Source organism: Amycolatopsis sp. GA6-003 (assembly GCF_046267895.1).
Classification (GTDB): Bacteria; Actinomycetota; Actinomycetes; order Mycobacteriales; family Pseudonocardiaceae; genus Amycolatopsis.
Window position 1 is genome coordinate 2,052,815 of the sequence record NZ_CP176499.1, and the last position, 16,362, is coordinate 2,069,176.

At 72.0% G+C, this 16,362-nt stretch carries 14 protein-coding genes; 5 read left to right on the forward strand and 9 right to left on the reverse strand.

The genetic code is table 11. The features are described from left to right. The first annotated feature begins 382 nt into the window (after window positions 1-382). Genes F9C12_RS08730 through F9C12_RS08745 form a run of 4 tightly spaced genes read left to right on the forward strand, consistent with a single transcriptional unit; the run spans window position 383 to window position 4,156 of the window. The gene (locus F9C12_RS08730) at window positions 383-1,204 is read left to right on the forward strand and encodes a BTAD domain-containing putative transcriptional regulator (protein ID WP_409465483.1); all 822 of its coding nucleotides are present in this window, start codon (window positions 383-385) and stop codon (window positions 1,202-1,204) included. 30 nt (window positions 1,205-1,234) lie between these two features. Beyond that, window positions 1,235-2,407, forward strand: coding sequence for an epoxide hydrolase family protein (locus F9C12_RS08735; RefSeq protein ID WP_409465484.1), 1,173 nt, complete (start codon window positions 1,235-1,237; stop codon window positions 2,405-2,407). Beyond that, the gene (locus F9C12_RS08740) at window positions 2,404-3,321 is read left to right on the forward strand and encodes a cyclase family protein (RefSeq protein WP_409465485.1); all 918 of its coding nucleotides are present in this window, start codon (window positions 2,404-2,406) and stop codon (window positions 3,319-3,321) included. The genes F9C12_RS08735 and F9C12_RS08740 overlap by 4 nt, the downstream gene beginning before the upstream one ends. Window positions 3,322-3,334: 13 nt before the next feature. Then, the gene (locus F9C12_RS08745; protein WP_409465486.1) at window positions 3,335-4,156 is read left to right on the forward strand and encodes an alpha/beta fold hydrolase; all 822 of its coding nucleotides are present in this window, start codon (window positions 3,335-3,337) and stop codon (window positions 4,154-4,156) included. A gap of 534 nt (window positions 4,157-4,690) precedes the next feature. Here F9C12_RS08745 and F9C12_RS08750 read toward each other — a convergent pair. From F9C12_RS08750 to F9C12_RS08775, 6 genes are read right to left on the reverse strand one after another with little or no spacing between them, the layout of a single operon-like run. Then, window positions 4,691-5,683: a hypothetical protein gene (locus tag F9C12_RS08750; protein ID WP_409465487.1), complete on the reverse strand. Its 993-nt coding sequence runs from the start codon at window positions 5,681-5,683 to the stop codon at window positions 4,691-4,693. Continuing rightward, window positions 5,664-7,424, reverse strand: coding sequence for a carbamoyltransferase (locus tag F9C12_RS08755; RefSeq protein WP_409465488.1), 1,761 nt, complete (start codon window positions 7,422-7,424; stop codon window positions 5,664-5,666). The genes F9C12_RS08750 and F9C12_RS08755 overlap by 20 nt, the downstream gene beginning before the upstream one ends. Further along, a complete protein-coding gene (locus F9C12_RS08760; protein WP_409181491.1) occupies window positions 7,421-7,570 on the reverse strand; it encodes a hypothetical protein in 150 nt (49 codons plus the stop codon). The genes F9C12_RS08755 and F9C12_RS08760 overlap by 4 nt, the downstream gene beginning before the upstream one ends. Window positions 7,571-7,621: 51 nt before the next feature. After that, complete coding sequence (locus tag F9C12_RS08765) at window positions 7,622-8,947, reverse strand: FAD-dependent oxidoreductase (RefSeq protein WP_409465489.1); 1,326 nt, start codon at window positions 8,945-8,947, stop codon at window positions 7,622-7,624. A gap of 54 nt (window positions 8,948-9,001) precedes the next feature. Next, window positions 9,002-10,330 carry an NAD(P)/FAD-dependent oxidoreductase gene (locus F9C12_RS08770; protein ID WP_409465490.1) on the reverse strand — a complete coding sequence of 443 codons (1,329 nt, stop codon included), beginning with the start codon at window positions 10,328-10,330 and terminating at the stop codon, window positions 9,002-9,004. A gap of 32 nt (window positions 10,331-10,362) precedes the next feature. Next, window positions 10,363-12,342, reverse strand: coding sequence for a (2,3-dihydroxybenzoyl)adenylate synthase (locus F9C12_RS08775; RefSeq protein ID WP_409465491.1), 1,980 nt, complete (start codon window positions 12,340-12,342; stop codon window positions 10,363-10,365). Window positions 12,343-12,510: 168 nt separating this feature from the next. On the opposite strand from F9C12_RS08775, the gene F9C12_RS08780 reads away from it, so the two are divergent. Beyond that, complete coding sequence (locus tag F9C12_RS08780; RefSeq protein WP_409465492.1) at window positions 12,511-13,668, forward strand: epoxide hydrolase family protein; 1,158 nt, start codon at window positions 12,511-12,513, stop codon at window positions 13,666-13,668. Window positions 13,669-13,733: 65 nt separating this feature from the next. Here the strand turns inward: F9C12_RS08780 and F9C12_RS08785 are convergent, their stop codons facing one another. The 3 genes from F9C12_RS08785 to F9C12_RS08795 are packed head-to-tail and all read right to left on the reverse strand — an operon-like array spanning window position 13,734 to window position 16,354. Further along, window positions 13,734-14,411, reverse strand: coding sequence for an O-methyltransferase (locus F9C12_RS08785; RefSeq protein ID WP_409465493.1), 678 nt, complete (start codon window positions 14,409-14,411; stop codon window positions 13,734-13,736). A 24-nt stretch (window positions 14,412-14,435) separates the two neighbouring features. Continuing rightward, window positions 14,436-15,230, reverse strand: coding sequence for an SDR family NAD(P)-dependent oxidoreductase (locus F9C12_RS08790; protein ID WP_409465494.1), 795 nt, complete (start codon window positions 15,228-15,230; stop codon window positions 14,436-14,438). Then, window positions 15,227-16,354: an acyl-CoA dehydrogenase family protein gene (locus F9C12_RS08795; protein ID WP_409465495.1), complete on the reverse strand. Its 1,128-nt coding sequence runs from the start codon at window positions 16,352-16,354 to the stop codon at window positions 15,227-15,229. The genes F9C12_RS08790 and F9C12_RS08795 overlap by 4 nt, the downstream gene beginning before the upstream one ends. Window positions 16,355-16,362: the final 8 nt, after the last annotated feature.

Genomic DNA, 16,362 nt, shown 5'->3' on the forward strand with positions numbered 1-16,362 from the left:
CAAGCGACGGGATCTCGGGTCCCGCGCCTGCGATCCCGTTCCTTTCTGACGGGCTCTTCTCCGCGGCACCGCCGACGCCCGCGCGCGGAGGGGACCCGAGCGCATTTGCTCGCCATGGCCGGGAACACGAGCAAGCACGGTCGCACTGCCCGTCCGCGGCACGGGGCTTCCCGCAGCATCGCCTCGCCTCCGGAGCCCGCGAAAGCGGGCTTCCCACCGGAAGCCGATTCCCTCGAAACCCCTCCCCGGACCTCCCCCGCCTAACCCGGCTGGCCGAGCAGCTCCGGAGACGAATCGCGTTCCTTCCCGCGATTACCGTGAAGAAGTCGATCGACCGCTCGGCGGAATCTGGCACGTGGGCTAATCCAGGGAGTTGGGCAGGGTGCGAGTCGAGATATTGGGGCCGCTTTCGCTATTCCGCGACGCGGTTTCCGCGGTGCCTACCGCGCGCAAACCGCGCACCGTTCTTTCCCTGCTTCTGCTCAACGACAACCGGACGGTGGCCGCCGGGACGCTGATGGCGGAGATCTGGGGCGACAATCCCCCGAAAAGCGGGCCGACGCTCGTGCAGACCTACGTTCTGCATCTGCGCCGGTTGTTCGCCCGCGCGTTCGGCATGACGTCCGCCGAGGTCGCGGAAGAGCTGCTGCAGACCCGCAGCGGCGGCTATGCCTTCCGGCTCGGCCGCGGCGAGCTGGACCTGCACGAATACCAGCGGTGGCAGGTCGCGGGCGATCAGGCGCTAAGCGTCGGCGACGACACCGCCGCGGTCGCCGCCTATCAGCGCGCGCTCGGGCAGTGGCAGGGGTCGGCGCTGATGGACGTCGAGCACGGGCCGTTGATCACCGCGCGGGTCGTCGGGCTGGAACAGTCCCGGCTGACCGTGCTCGAGCGGAAGATCGAGGCGGAACTGCGCCTCGGCCGGCATCGGGACACCCTTTCCGAACTCGCCGGGCTCGTCCTTCTGCATCCTTTTCACGAAGGGTTGCACGCGCAATTCATGCTCGCCCTGCACCGTTCCGGAAATCGCACCCGGGCGCTGGAAGTATTCGCCGCGCTGCGGGCTTCGCTGAATTCCGAACTCGGGCTCGAACCGGCGCCGCGGCTGCAGACGCTGCACCGCGCGATCCTCGCCGCCGAGCCCGGCCTCGATTTCCCCGGCACCGGGGCGGAAACCGTCGGCCGGCTCCGTTTCACCGGCTGACCTCCCACCGACGCGAAGGAGAACACCGGCATGCATCCGTTCCGGATCGAAACCGCCCAGGAGGACCTGGACGATCTGCACCGCAGGCTCGCCGCCGCCCGGTGGCCGGACCGGCTTCCCGAGGTCGGATGGGAACGCGGGGTCCCGGCCGGGTACCTGCGCGAGCTGGCCGACTACTGGCGCCGCGAGTACGACTGGCGCGCCGCCGAGGCCGAGCTCAACGCGGTCCCGCAGTTCCTCGCCTCGATCGACGGGGCCGACATCCACTTCCTGCACGTGCGGTCCCCCGAACCGGACGCCATGCCGATGATCGTCACGCACGGCTGGCCGGGTTCGGTCGCGGAATTCCTCGACGTGCTGGGCCCGCTGACCGACCCGCGCGCGCACGGCGGCGATCCGGCCGACGCCTTCCACCTGGTGATCCCGTCCATCCCCGGCTTCGGATTCTCCCCGCCGCCGGGCGAAACCGGCTGGGACAGCCCCCGGGTCGCGCGGGCGTGGGCGCGGCTGATGAGCGACCTCGGCTACTCCCGGTACCTGGCCCAGGCGGCCGATTTCGGCTGCGGCGTGACCCTGGCGCTGGCCGCGGAGGACGCCGAGCACCTCGTCGGCGTGCACCTCAACACCCTTCCGACGACCCCGGCGGGCGACGATCCCGCCGAGACCGCCGTGCTCACTCCCCGCGAGCAGGCGGCGCTGGCCCAGAACGCGCGGTTCGGCAGGGAGCTGGCCGGTTCCATGAAGCTCATGGCCACCCGCCCGCACACGGTCGGCTACGGCCTCACCGATTCGCCGATCGGCCAGCTGGCCTGGATCGTCGAGAAGTTCAAGGACTGGACGGATTCCGCCCAGGTCCCCGAGGACGCGGTGAGCCGCGACCGGATGCTCACGATCGTGATGAGCTACTGGCTGAACCGGACCGGGGCGTCGTCGTCCCAGTTCTACTGCGAGATCGCCGACTACCTGCCGATCAACGTCACCACCGGCCGGTACGACCCGATCGCGCCGCCGCTGGGGATCGCGGTGTTCCCGCGCGCGCCGTTCGTCCCGGTCCGCCGGTTCGCCGAACGCGATTTCCCGACCCTGGTGCACTGGAGCGAATTCGACCGGGGCGGCAACTTCGCCGCGCTCGAGGAGCCGGACCTGTTCGTCGCCGACGTGCGGAAGTTCCGCCGGACGGCGACCGGGAAGGCCGGCCGGTGAGCGAGGACTTCCGCGCGCTCGGGGCGCGGCTGAGCAACTGGGGCCGGTGGGGTCCCGGCGACGAGCGGGGCACGGTCAACCTGATCACGCCGGAACGCCTGGTCGCGGCCGCCGGGCTGGTCCGCCGGGGCGCGGTGTTCGGCCTCGGCATCCCGCTCGGCTCCGACGGCCCGCAGCCGGGCACCGGCCGGGTCAACCCGGTGCACCTGATGGCGGAAACCGGAGCGGAACAGCTTTTCCCCGGCGGTTTCCGCTACGCGGACGACTACCTGTTCATGCCGCTGCAGAGTGCGTCCCAATGGGACGCGCTCGCCCACGTCTACTACGACGACCTGATGTACAACGGTTTCCCGGCGGACCGGATCACCGTCAAGGGCGCCGCGCACTGTTCGATCGACAAGCAGGCGGACGGGATCGCCGGGCGCGGAGTGCTGCTGGACATCGCCGCGCTGAAGGGCGTGGACTGGCTGCCGTCCGGCACGGTGATCACGCCGGAGGACCTGGACGAGGCGTGCGCGGCGCAGGGCGTGTCGGTCGGCCCCGGCGACATCCTGTTGTTCCGCACCGGCTGGCGGCGCAAATTCCTCGCCGACCGCGACGCCGCGGCTTTCATGGCCGGCGAGCCGGGGCTGGGCCAGCGGTGCTGCGAATGGCTGCGCGAACGTGACGTCGCCGCGGTCGGTTCGGACAACTGGGCGATCGAGGTGCTGCCCGGGGAGTTTCCCGAGGTGCTGCTGAACGTGCACCTGGTCCTGATCCGCGACATGGGCATGTCGCTGTGCGAAATCCTCGACCTCGAGGCGCTCGCCGAGGACTGCCGGGGCGACGGCGTCTGGGAGTTCTTCTTCGCCGCGCCGCCGCTTCCGGTGACCCGGGCCGCCGGTTCCCCGGTCAACCCCATCGCAATCAAGTAGAAGGGCAAGGAACGTGACCGCACAGCACACCGACCGCACGACCCCGGCGCTGGCGACCCTCGCCTCCTCCGACGACACCCTGATCGCCGTCGAGCGCACCGGCGACGGCCCGCCGGTCGTCGTGATCAGCGGCGGGCTCAACCAGCGGGTGATGTTCGGCAAGCTGGTCGAGCTGCTCTCGCCGAAGTTCACCGTCTTCAACTACGACCGCCGCGGCCGGGGCGACAGCGGCGACAGCGACGCGGACGACTACACGATGGACCTCGAGATCGACGACCTCGCCACGATCCTCGGCTCGATCGGCGAACCCGCGTTCGTCTTCGGCAACTGCACCGGCGGAATCCTCGCGATGCACGCGGCCGCGCGCGGCGTCCCGATGCGGAAGCTGGCGCTGTACGAACCGCCCTATTCGGTGGGCGGCGGCAAGGCCCCGGCCCCGGCCGACTACCTGGAGCGGCTGAAGGCGCTCATCGCGGCCGGCCGCCGCGAGGAGGCGATCGTGATGTTCCAGAAGGAGGCGGTCGGCAACGGAGACGGCTTCGTCGAGCGGATGCGCAACCACCCGGCGTGGCCGGTGATCGAGGGACTGGCGCACACGCTGGTCTACGAACGAGTGATCGTCGGCGACGGCTCGGTCCCGGCGGACGTGGTGCGCGAGGTCGACGTCCCGACCCTGATGATGGAAGGCGGCGACAGCCCGGAGTGGCAGCGGCTGGCTTGCGCGGAGCTGCTGTCGCTGCTGCCGCGGGCCGAGCATCTGGTGCTGGAGGGGCACAGCCACATGTTCCCGCAGGCGGTGGGGGCTCCGTTGCTGGAGAAGTTCTTCCTCGCCTGAGGATCGTTCGGCGGGAACGCTCGGCCGGGTTCGCCGGCCGGGCGTTTTCGCTTGCGCCGCGGCGATTCGCCCGCACTCCCCGCGCCGATGCTGCCCGCCGACGACGGACAGCTCGGCGACCGCGCTCGGCAGGGCCTGATCGCCGAGTTTTTTCGCTTGCGCCGCAACGGTCGACGACGGTCGGCAGCGGGGAGCCGCCCGGAATTACTACGGGTCCCCGCCGCAACTCCCCGCGCCCAACGTTCGGCAGCGGGGAACGACCCGGAATCGCTACGGGCCCCGCGCGGTTTCTCCTCCGCCGCCAGCGCTCATCTCGGCGAAGGCGCTCACCTGGGCCGCTGGTCGGGCGTTTTCGCCTGCACCGCAACGCGAAAACGGGACGGAAGACCACCCGGCCTCCCGCCCCGCCCCATCCCGCTCACCAAAGCGGGTAAACGTTGTCCTTCGGAACCTCGATCTCCCGCCCGGTCCGCCCCGCCCGCCGCCCGAACGCCCACCGTGCGTGCAGGCGCAGCAGCAGGTCCAGCAGCCGCATCACAGGGCGGCCGCCAGGCGTTCGGCGGCTTGCCGGTAGCCCTCGCCGCGGCAGTGCAGCCGGTCCACGAAGCTCCAGCCGCGGAACGCGCTCGCCGGCAGGTTCACGAACGGGATCCCGAGCGCGGCGCACCGGTTGCCCAGTTCCTCGGTGTAGCGCGGCCACGTCGCCAGCGCGTACTCGCGGATGCGCTCCCACGACTCCCCCAGCTGCCGGTCGTGCAGCCCGAGCAGCGGCTGCTCCTCCGGCACCGCCGAGCGGGAACTCTTGTCCACGAACGGCTGCGCGCAGAACAGCACCTGTTCCGGGCCGCCCGCCAGCCGGGTGAGCAGGCGCAGGTCGCGCAGCTGGCGTTCGAGGGCCTGTCCGCGCCGCTGGTCGAAGGTGCCGACGTCGACGCCCTCCGCCGGCGGGACGTCAGGGCTGCCGCCCCGGCTCGGGCGGGCCTGGCCGTCGATCAGCGCGGCCACGTCGTGCATCGAGCGCGCGCCGACCTTGAGCAGGGTTTCCTCGAAGAACAGCGGACCGTAGACGTCGTGCGGCCGGGCGGTCTGCAGTGCGGCGATCAGGTTGTTCGCCCCGGAGCACACCACGACCTGCCGGTCGCCCTCCACGAAGGGCAGCGCGGCCACCAGCTCGTGGGTGGACGTGCCGGCGCGGACGCCCAGGTTCCGCCAGGTCCGGCCGGTGATCCGGGCCAGGTGCGCGGGCAGGGTCTCCGCGTCGGATTCGGCGCCGACGCCGAAGACGAAAGACCCGCCGAGCACCACGCCGTCGGCCGCGGGGGTCGCGCTGTCCACGGTGCCGGAGCCGCAGGGGGTGCGGCGGAAGCCCTGGTAGTCCGTCGAAACCACCGGGGTGCGGACCTCGCGCGGCGCGGACATCGCGACCCACGGGTGCACCCTCGGCTCGAGCCCGTCGTAGGTTTCCAGCTGCGGCGCGGCCTCGTAACGCCCGCCGAGGATTGCCGAATCAACTCTTTTTGACCACATGATGCCCCATCACCAGCGTGTCGAGACCGCTTCGCAGGAATGTCGAGATGGCGTTCGCCGGGCTTTCGACCATCGGCTCCCCTTTCAGGTTGAACGACGTGTTGAGCAGCACTGGCTGTCCACTGTGGACTTCGACGGCGTCGAGCAGCCGTTCCAGCAGCGGGTCCTGGCCGGGGTGCACCGTCTGCAGGCGGGCGGTGCCGAAATGGCTCGCCGCGCCGAGGTCCGCCTCGGCCTCGGGCAGCACCGGGAGGACCAGCAGCATGAAACGGGCCGGATCGTGCAGCACCGGGCCGGCGCACAGCCGGTCGGCCGCGCGCGCGGCGGCCATCGGCGCGAACGGCCGGAACTGTTCCCGGAACTTGACTTTCTCGTTGATCCGCGCCTTCATCCCGGCCGGCCGCGGGTCGGCCAGGATGCTCCGGTGGCCGAGCGCCCGCGGGCCCCATTCCGACCGGCCCTGGTACCAGCCCACGACGCGGCCCTCGGCGATTTCCCCGGCCACCAGGTCGGGCAGCCGGTCGTCGTCGGCCTCGTCGGCGGCGATGCCCCAGCCGGCCAGCGTGGTCGCGATGTCGGCGTCGGAGTAACCCGGACCGAGGTAGGCGTCGCGGCCGATGTACTTGCGCGGCTGGCCGAGCACGACGTGGTAGCCGTGCAGCGCCGCGCCGAGTGCGGCGCCGGAGTCCCCGGGAGCGGGCGGGATGTACAGGTTCTCGAACGGAGTCCGGGCCAGCACGGCCGCGTTCGCCAGTCCGTTGAGCGCTACTCCCCCGGCCATCGCGAGGTTCGGCGAAGGATGCGCGCGGTGCGCGGCGTCGGCCATCGCGACCACCGCGTCCTCGCACAGCTGCTGCACGGAGGCCGCGACGTCGGCGTAGTGCCGGTCGGTGGGGGTGTTCATCCGGCCGGTGGCCGCGTCGATGTCCATCTGCCGCGCCGGATCGCGGGGTTCGCGGCCGAGCAGGCTGATCAGCCGGTCGCTGAACCCGCGCCGGTCGCTGTGGTGGAACTCGAAGTACCGCATGTCCAGCGACAGCGAACCGTCCTCGGCGATCCGGCAGACCTTGGCCAGTTCCTCGCGGAACCGCGGGCGGCCGTACGCGGCCAGCCCCATGACTTTGAACTCTCCTTCGTTCACCTCGAAACCGAGGTATTGCGTCAGCGCCGAATAAAACAGCCCGAGAGAATCGGGGAATTCGAGCGCCGCATCGAGTTCGAGGCTGTTGCGGACGCCGGGAGCCAGATCCGTCGAGGCGCGGCCGATCGTCGCGGTGGCCCATTCGCCGGCGCCGTCGACGGTGAGGGTCGCCGCGTCGGAGAACGGCGAGGCGAACACCGCGCTGGCGGCGTGCGCGACGTGGTGGTCGCAGAACAGGATCCTGCCCGGCGGAACCCCGACCGTCCCGGCGATGGTCGACCGGATCCAGATCCGTTCGTCCGCCCAGGAAGCGAGGCTGCGCCGGAACACCCCGCGGCCGCGCGGCCAGGACGCGAGCCCGGTCGCGACGGTCCGGGAGAGCTTCGCCAGCGGCCGTTCGTAGAAGACCGCCAGGTCGAGGTCGGCCCCGGAAACGCCGGCCGCGTCGAGGCAATGCCGGATCGCGGCGGCGGGGAAGGAGGCGTCGTGCTTGCGCCGGGAGAACCGCTCCTCCTCGACCGCGGCCACGACCTCGCCGTCCCGGACGATCGCGGCCGCCGCGTCGTGGAAATGACAGGAAATGCCGAGAACCGTCGTCACGCCATGCTCCTGCTGTTCCGGCTGGCGCCCTTGCCCGGGCTCCGCCAGCCCGGCCGCCGCCCGAATCCGAGCCGGCGCCGGGCGAGGGTGCGGATCAGCGCGAAACCCGCCAGGAGCGTCGCCGCGGACGCCCATTTCTTCTGCATGCCAAGACCGCCTTTTCCAAGCGAACGAATCGATTCCGCCACGGGACGCCGTTACGCGGCGACGTGCCGGTCGACGCGGGCGACGACGTCCGGGCTCATCAGCGAGTCCGGCGGCGCGACGAGCCCGGCGACCTTCAGGAACGCTTCGGTGAGCACCGGGTCCTCGGTCGCCGCCGCGGCCAGCCGGGCCAGGAACCGGTTGCCCTCCACCACTTCCGGCGTGCGCTCCCCGGGCACCCCGGGGAAATCGAGGTCGCCGCCGGTGGAAATGGCCCACGGGGCGTCCACCGCCGCCGCGACGTCCTGGCGCAGCCCGAGCGAATCCGGCGGCGTGCCCTGGGCCAGCCGTTCGCGCAGGGCCATGACCTGCATCGCGCCGACCGTCATGCCCTGCCCGTAGACCGGGTTGAAGCTGCACACCGCGTCGCCGAGCACGACCAGCCGGTCCGGGAACCGGGTGAGCCGCTCGTAGTGGCGGCGCACGCTCGCCGGGAAGCTGAACGACACCGCGTCGGTCGTCGGCTCCGCGTCGCGCACGGCCTCGTACACCTCGGGAACCGGCAGGGATTTCGCGTAGGCGAGGAATCCTTCCGGGTCGGTCGGCGGCCGGTCGCCGAGGATCCCGGTGAGCGACAGGATGCACGTCTCGGGCCCGACCCGGCCGAAGAACGCGCCCCGGGGATGGGCGGGCGAGGCCACCGGGTTGACCGACTGGGTGTCCTCGAGGACTCCGGGCGGGCGGCGGAACAGCCGCGTGGTGTAGGTGAGCCCGATCCGCATCCGGGACTCCGGCGGGCGCTCGCAGCCGAACCGCTCCAGCAGCGCCGGGGTGCGCGAACCGCGTCCGGTCGCGTCCACGACTAGGTCTCCGTGCAGGTCGAACGCGGCCGATCCGGCGGCCGAACCGCGCAGCCGCACGCCCTCGATCCGGTCGCGGCCGGCATCGGCCAGGTAGCCGGCGAGTTCCGTCTCTTCCCGGTAGGTCACGTTCGGGAGCGCGGCGGTCATCGAGCGCAGGATGTCCTCGGCCACCGGCCGCAGCGCGCCGATCGAGCGCAGCCCGGTCTTGGTCTGGCGGAGCAGCCGGGCGTTGAAATACCAGCGCATCTCGCCGAGGTCGGGCACCGGCACCTGTGCGCGTTCGAGTTCCTCCGGCAGCCGGGGGAACAGCTCGTGCACGATCCGGAACCCGCGGCTGTGGAACGCGTGGGCGTGCGCGGCCTGCGGCGCGCCGCGGCGGACCTCGCGCACGCCGAGCACCTTGTCCCGGTCCACCACGACGACTTCCCGGTAGGACTCCGACAGCACCCTGGCCGCGAGCGTGCCGACGATGCTCCCGCCGACGACGATCGCCCGGTCGCCGATGAACTGTTTCACGTGCATACCTCCGAATCCGGGCAGCCCCGGTGCAGTGCGGACGGGCGGGTTTTTTCAGTCCTTGGCACGGCGTGCCGCGCGCAGCACGGCCGCCACGAGCCGCGGGCGCATGAGCGCCTGCGGCGGGTCGACCAGTCCGGCGACCCGGAAGAACGCTTCGGTGAACCGGCTGTCGGAATGCGCCGCCGCGTGCAGCTTCGCGATGTACGCGTTGCCGACGCGGGTTTTCAGCGTCCGTTTGCCGCTCACCCCGGGGAACGCTAGGTCGCCGCTCGCGGAGATCTCCCACGGCACGTCCACGATCGGCACGAGTTCCCGGAAGTAGGCGAGCGGCCGGGGCGGGCCCGCGCGCAGGTGCTCGGACAGCACGAGCGCCTCCATCGCGGCGACCGTCATTCCCTGGCCGTACACCGGGTTGAAGCTGCAGACCGCGTCGCCGATGACGAGAAATCCTTCGGGGAAACGGGAAAGCCGGTCGTACCGCCGCCGCACGCTGGCCGGGACGCGGAAGGTGACCGCGTCGTCGACCGGTGCGGAATCCTTCACCGTCTCGTAGATCTCCGGCGCGGAAAGGGATTTGGCGAAGTCCAGGAAACCCTCGTCGTCCCTCGGCGGGTGGTCGCCGAGCATGCCGGTGAGCGACAGCATGGCGACCTGGTCGTTCAGCTTCGCGAAGAACGCCCCGCGCGGATTGGCTGGCGACGCGACGGAATTGATCGACAAATCGGTTCCGTAGGGATCGCTGGCCAGCTTGAACAATCGCGTGGTGTAGGCGAGGTCGATCTTGACCTTCTCCTCGGGCGGGCGCGCATAGCCCAGGTCGGCCAGCCACGCGGGCGCGCGGCTGCCGCGGCCGGTCGCGTCGACCACCAGGTCGGCGCGCAGCGTTTCCGGTTCGGCTTCCGAATCCGCCGCGCTGGCCCGGACGCCGGTGATCCGGCCGCCGTCGCCGACGATGCCATGGATCACCGTCCGCTCCCGCAGTTCGACGCCCGGCAGCGCGGCGACCCGCGTCCGGACGTGCGCTTCGAGCTCCGGCCGGGTCGCCGAGACGCTCAGCAGCCCGGACTGGGCCTGCCGCAGCGGGCGGCCGTGGAAATACCAGCGCAGGCTGCCCGCCAGGTCGCAGCTGAGCACGCCGGACGCGGTCAGCTCGGCGAGCAGGCCGGGAAACAGCTGTTCGAGAATCTGCTGTCCCCTGGCCAGCAACGCGTGCGCGTGCCGTCCCTGCGGCACCCCGCGCCGGGCGTCGGCCGTTCCGGCCAGCGCGTCCCGGTCGAGCACCAGCACCCGGGGGTAGCGGTCCGCGAGCACGCGCGCGGCCAGCAGGCCGGCCATGCCGCCGCCCAGCACGATCGCGCGGTCGCCGAGATACCGGCTCATCGGTGAGGTCCTTCCTCTTCGTCGGTTCCGGATCAGCCGTGCTGCCGGACGGCGGTCATCACGGACTGGAAGACCTCGACCGCCGCGCCGTCGGCGTCGAAGACCCGGACCTCGCCGTGCGAGCCGAAGGAATCGCCGCCGAACACTCCCCGCTGCGAGCCGCGGACTTCCCAGCCGCGGCGCAGGCCGTGGTCGAACTCGAAGCGGATGCCGTCGCCGTCCCGCTCCCAGGAAATGGCCCCGGAGAACCCGGTCGAGGTCGCGACCTCGCCCTTGCCGTCGGGGGCGAAGGTGAACACCCCGTGCCGCGTGACGGTGCGGCGCGAGCTTTGTTCGAGCACGGTGACCGACCACTTCCCGGCCAGCCCGGCTTCGTCGCTGAGCCGCCGCGCGATGTCGGCCCGGAGCGCGCGTTTGTCGACCTTGCCGATCGCGGTCACCGGCAGCGAATCCAGCGCCACCAGGCGTTCGGGCTGTTTGAACCGGGCCGCTCCGGCCTGTTCCATCACGGCCCGCACGTCGTCGGCGGTGACCGTCGCGCCGGGACGGCAGACGACGTACAGGCACACGCGTTCGCCGAGCTGCCGGTCGGGCATGCCGACCGCGGCGGCCATCGCCACGCCGGCGGTCCGGTAGGCGAATTCCTCGACCTCCTCCGCGGAGATCTTCTCGCCGCCGCGGTTGATGAGGTCCTTCTCCCGCCCTTCGACGACGAGGTTGCCGTCCGGGCGCAGCCGCACGATGTCTCCGGTGCGGTACCAGCCGTCCGCGGTGAACGCCCGGGCGTTCTCTTCGTCCGCGCGGTAGTAGCCGCGGATCGTGTACGGGCCGCGCGTGAGCAGCAGGCCCGCCTCGCCCGGCGCGACCGGGTTCCCGTCGTCGTCCACCACCGCGATCTCGTCGGCCGGGCTCAGCGGCTGGCCCTGCGTCGCCACCCGGACTTCCTCCGGGGCGTCGATCCGGGTGGTGCAGACCAATCCCTCCGCCATGCCGTAGCCGTGCTGCAGCGTGCAGCCCAGCTCCGGCCCGATGCGCGCCGCGACCGCCTCGGCCATCGGCGCGCCGCCGACCATCAGCACCCGCAGGGAACCGAGGTCCGTGGCCTGGTCTTCGGCCCGGCGGTCGAGCCAGCGGGTGACGATCGCCGGAACCGCGGCGGCGATCGTCACCCGCTCGCGTTCGATCGCCGCGAACGCGTCCGCGGCGGCGGTGAACGAGCCGACCACGACCCGCCCGCCGGCGAGCAGCGTGGCCAGCACGCCGCCGAGCTGGAAGTTGTGGCTCATCGGCAGGACCGCCAGGTTCACCGTGTCCGGGCCGAACCGGCCGCTTTTCCCGCACAGCTTCAGGTAATACGCGAAATCGTCGTGCGTGCGGGCGATCAGCTTCGGCTTTCCGGTGGTGCCGCCGGAAAGCAGGAACAACGCGATCGCCCGCGAGTCGGCGGGAGCGGGGCGCGCGGTGCGGCCGACCGGTTCGCTCAGCGCGCGCAGGTCCAGATTTCCGTCCCGTACCGTCGTTCCGGCCACCAGGACGTGCTCGATCGTCGCCACCTTGCCGGCGACGGCGCGGGCGAGATCCTGCTTGCGTCCGTCCACATCGGACACTACGAGCGCGCGTGCCTCGGCGGTCTCGGCGATGCCCGCGATCTCGTGTTCCCCGTGGGCCGGCAGCGCGAGCACCGGCAGCACCCCGGAGCGGAAGCAGGCGAGCATCAGCACCACCAGCTCCCAGCAGTTCGGGAGCTGCGCGACGATCCGGTCGTCCGCGTTCAGTCCGCGCTCTTCCAGGTGCGCCGCAAGGGTTTCCGCGCGCGCCAGGAGGTCCCGGAAGGTCAGCCGGACCGCGCCGTCCACGACCGCGATCTCGTCCGGGCGGGCGGAGGCGGCCTCGGCGAAATGCTCGGCCAGAGTCCGCCCCTCCCAGTACCCCTCGCCGGCGTAACGCGCGACGGCGTCGTCCGGCCAGGGGGTGAAACCGTTGCTGCTGGGCTGGATCGGTGTTGAAGCCACCCTTTTCTCCTCCGCCGGTGGGACTCGCTCGGGTCCATGCTCGCCGCGCGGGCGGGCCCGGCACGTCTCCCGCGCTGCTGCCGGTGCGCACGGCCGGAGACGTCGCGGGAGACCGGCGGCTGGGACGGTACGGGTCTGCGCCCGTTCGCACTCTTTCGGAGGCCGCCCATGGAACCGTTTCGCATCGACATCGCCCAGGAGGACCTGGACGATCTGCGCGACCGCCTCGCCCGCACCCGGTGGCCGGACGCCGGACCGGGGCCCGGCTGGGCCCGCGGGATCCCGCTCGGCTACCTGAAGGAGCTGGCCCGGTACTGGGCCGAGGACTTCGACTGGCGCGCGCAGGAGCGGCGGCTCAACCAGTTTCCGCAGTACACCACGGAAATCGACGGGACCACCGTGCACTTCCTGCACGTGCGCTCCCCCGAACCGGACGCCGTCCCGCTGCTCCTGACCCACGGCTGGCCCGGCTCCTTCGTCGAATTCCTCGAAATGATCGGGCCGCTGAGCGATCCGCGCGGCCACGGCGGCGATCCGGCCGACGCGTTCCACGTGGTCGTGCCGAGCATCCCCGGTTTCGGCTTCTCCGGGCCGCCGAAGGACGGCGGCTGGGGCGTGCCCCGGATCGCCCGCGCGTGGGCCGAACTGATGCGGCGGCTCGGCTACGACCGGTATGTCGCGCAAGGCAGCGACTACGGGATGCTCACCTCGCTGCAGCTCGGACTCACCGCGCCGGAAAACGTGTCCGCGGTGCACATCAACATGCTGGTCACCTTCCCGCCCGACGACGCCGCGATCGCCGAGCTCGACGACAGCGAGCGGGCCCGGCTGGACCACGCCATGGAGTTCGCGCTCGACGGGTTCGGCTTCCAGAAGATCCAGTCCAGCCGCCCGCAGACGCTGGCCTACGCGCTCACCGACTCGCCGGTCGGCCAGCTCGCCTGGATCGCGGAGAAGTTCAAGGAATGGGCGGACGCGCCGGAAGTGCCCGAGGACGCTGTCGACCGCGACCACCTGCTGACCAACGTCACGCTGTACTGGCTCACCGCGACCGCGGGCTCGAGCGCGCAGGTGTACTACGAGTCCGGCCGCCTCCCCGACCAGTTCGCCCGCACCTGGGGCGGCCCGTGGCCGGTCGCCATGCCGGTCGGGATGGCGTTCTTCCCCCAGGACGTCTCGCGGCCGATCCGGCGGTGGGCGGAGAAGATCGTCCCGTCGCTGGTGCACTGGACCGAATTCCCGCGCGGCGGGCACTTCGCGACGATGGAACAGCCGGACGCGCTGGTCGGCGACATCCGGGCGTTCGTCGCCAAGCACGTCCGGTAAACCGCACTGACGCGGAGAAGCCGCACCGGTCGATTCCGGTGCGGCTTCTCGGTTTTCCCGGGTGCTCAGCCCACGCGTACGGAGATCTCCAACCGGTCCCCGAGCGGAATCTCCACACTCGCGTACCCGTTCTCCGGCGCCCGCACGTACTCGCGATACGCGCGCAGCACCTCCCCGCCGCCCGGCACCCCGTCCGCCACCACCATCGCGCCCGGGCGCAGGTTCGGCTCCACCACCCGCAGCACTTCCAGCTGCACGCTCGGGAAGCCGTCGATCAGCAGCAGGTCTACCTCCGGCGGGAGCTGCCGCAGGGTGACCAGTGCGTCGCCCTCGCGGATTTCGGTCAGGTCCGCCAAGCCCGCCTCGGCGAGGTTTTCCCGTGCCGCCGCCGCTTTGGCCGGGTGCAGTTCGGTTCCGATCACCCGGCCGCCGCCGTTGTCGCGGACCGCCGAGGCCAGGTGGATCGCCGACACCCCGAACGAGGTGCCGAATTCCACCACGGTGCGCGCCTTGGCGAACCGGGCGAGCAGGTACAGCAGCCGGCCGGTCTCCTCGGTGACCGGGATCGGCAGTTCCGCGAAGAGGTCCACCATTTCCGGCACCGGAAGGTCGTACGGCACGCGGTCGCCCGCCCGGGCGGCCATCTTCTTCCCGGCCGCCGCGAGCGCGCCGAGCCCGCTTCGCTCGCCCGCGCGCAGCCTGCCGAGCACGGAGCGCACCCGCTCGCTGGTCAAGGTGTTCATCGTTTCCCTTCCGTGGTCGGGGGTTCAGCCGAGGGTCAGTCCGCCGTCGACCGGGACGAAGAGCCCGGTCAGCCGCGCGGCGAGGTCTCCGACGAGCGCCACGACGGTGTTCGCGACGTCCTCGGCGCGGATGTTCGGCTGCAGCGGGGTCTGGATCGCGATGTGCTCCATGATGGTCCGCTGGTGCGGCCCCGCGTTGGCGTCGGTCGGGACGAACCCCGGCGCGACGTTGTTCACCCGGATGTTGTCCGGGCCGAGCTGCTGCGCCAGCATCCGGGCGACCGCGTCCTGCGCGCTCTTCGCCACCGCGATCTCGGCCGGCGCGGGCGCGCTGTTGTGCGTCACCGACGCCCCGATGAACACGATCGAACCGCCGCCTCGGCGGCGCATTTCGGGCACTACCTGGCGGCAGCAGGTCAACGTGGCGTCCAGCTGCGAGAGCACCGCGCGGCGCAGGCGCGCGACCCCGTCGTCGGAGTCCACAAAGGACGGAACGGAGCGGCCGACCCGGGAGTTGAGCGACCGGGTGTCGCCGATCGCGTTGCACACCAGGATGTCGACGCCGCCGAACTCCTCCACCGTCCGGGCGGTCAGCGCCCGAACCTCCGCCGGAACCCGGGCGTCGGCCGGGATGGCCAATGCCCGGGAACCGGCGGCTTCGATGTCGGAGACGACCTCGGCGGCGGTTTCGGCGTTGGAGTAGTAGTTGACCGCCACCGCCGCACCGTGCCGGCCGAGCGCCCGCGCGGTCGCCGCGCCGATCCCCCGTCCGGCTCCGGTGACCAGCGCGGTTTTCCCGGCCAGCGACGGCGCGTTCACCGGCCTTCCCCGTCGAGCAGGGCCGCCGCGAACGCCGGGGCCGCGGTGGCCATGCGGACCGCGTGATGCGTGGACGCGCACGTGACGTCCCGCCAGATCCGCTGGATCGGCGTGTCGTCGGCGAACCCCGCGGTCCCGCCGAGCCGCACCAGCCGGTCCACCGCGGTCGCCGCGAGCTCCACGGCGAGCGCCGCGTCCCGCGGATACCGCGCCCGCTCCAGGCGGCCGAACCGGCCCTGGTCGCACTGTTGCGCCACCTGCCGCAACGTCCTTCGCGCGGTGTCGATTTCGGCGGCGGCCCGGGTGAGTTCCAGCTGCGCGGGCCGGTCGGGCTTGCCGCTGCGCTCCTGTTTCGCCGCCTGTGCGGCGGTCGCGGCCCGCAGCGCGCCGGTGGCCGCGCCGACGATCGGCATGCCGAAGGTCAGCCCGCCCGCCGCCCGCATCGGCGTCCGGTGGCACGCGGGTCGCGCCGGATCGGCCGCGCCGCCGAGCAGCACCGCGTGCGGGAACACCCGGTGTTCCGGCACGAACACGTCGTCGAGGACCAGGGTGTTGCTCATCGTGGCGCGCATGCCGGTCGAATGCCAGGTGTCCTCGACGGCGTAATCCTCGCGTGGCACCGCGAAAACCTTCAGCGGCTGCTTCGGGCCGGCCGGCGCCGGACCGCAGACCAGCGCCCACCCCGCTTCCTCGGCGCCGCTGATGTAGAGCCAGGTCCCGGAAACCCGCCAGCCGCCCGGGACCTCGTCCGCCGTGCCGACCGGGACGAGCGCGCTGGCGAGGATCCGGTCCGGGCCGTCGGCCCACACCTCCGCCTGCGCCCGCTCCGGCAGGAGGGCGGCGAACCGCCCCGAATAAGCGAAAACCGAGGCGAGCCAGGCCGCGGACGCACAGCCCTCGCCGACGAGAGCGACCGCCTCGCCCGCGTCGGCGAGGCTGCCCTCGTGCCCGCCCCAGCGGGCGGGCACGAAATGCCGGGCGAAACCCGCCGCGACGATCGCGTCGAGCACCTCCTGGTCGAGTCTGCGCGCGGCCTCGCCGGCGGCGGCACGCTCCGCCGCCAGCGAGCGCACCCGCGCGGCCGATTCCGAAAGCGGCAGCCGGACTGCCGGGGTCGAAGTCATCGTCATTC

What these genes read in the sequence shown, in the direction of transcription:
- F9C12_RS08735 (WP_409465484.1), top strand. Translation starts at nt 1,235, where the DNA reads ATGCATCCGTTCCGGATCGAAACCGCCCAGGAGGACCTGGACGATCTG.
- F9C12_RS08750 (WP_409465487.1), bottom strand. Translation starts at nt 5,683, where the DNA reads ATGTGGTCAAAAAGAGTTGATTCGGCAATCCTCGGCGGGCGTTACGAG.
- F9C12_RS08760 (WP_409181491.1), bottom strand. Translation starts at nt 7,570, where the DNA reads ATGCAGAAGAAATGGGCGTCCGCGGCGACGCTCCTGGCGGGTTTCGCG.
- F9C12_RS08770 (WP_409465490.1), bottom strand. Translation starts at nt 10,330, where the DNA reads ATGAGCCGGTATCTCGGCGACCGCGCGATCGTGCTGGGCGGCGGCATG.
- F9C12_RS08780 (WP_409465492.1), top strand. Translation starts at nt 12,511, where the DNA reads ATGGAACCGTTTCGCATCGACATCGCCCAGGAGGACCTGGACGATCTG.
- F9C12_RS08785 (WP_409465493.1), bottom strand. Translation starts at nt 14,411, where the DNA reads ATGAACACCTTGACCAGCGAGCGGGTGCGCTCCGTGCTCGGCAGGCTG.
- F9C12_RS08795 (WP_409465495.1), bottom strand. Translation starts at nt 16,354, where the DNA reads ATGACTTCGACCCCGGCAGTCCGGCTGCCGCTTTCGGAATCGGCCGCG.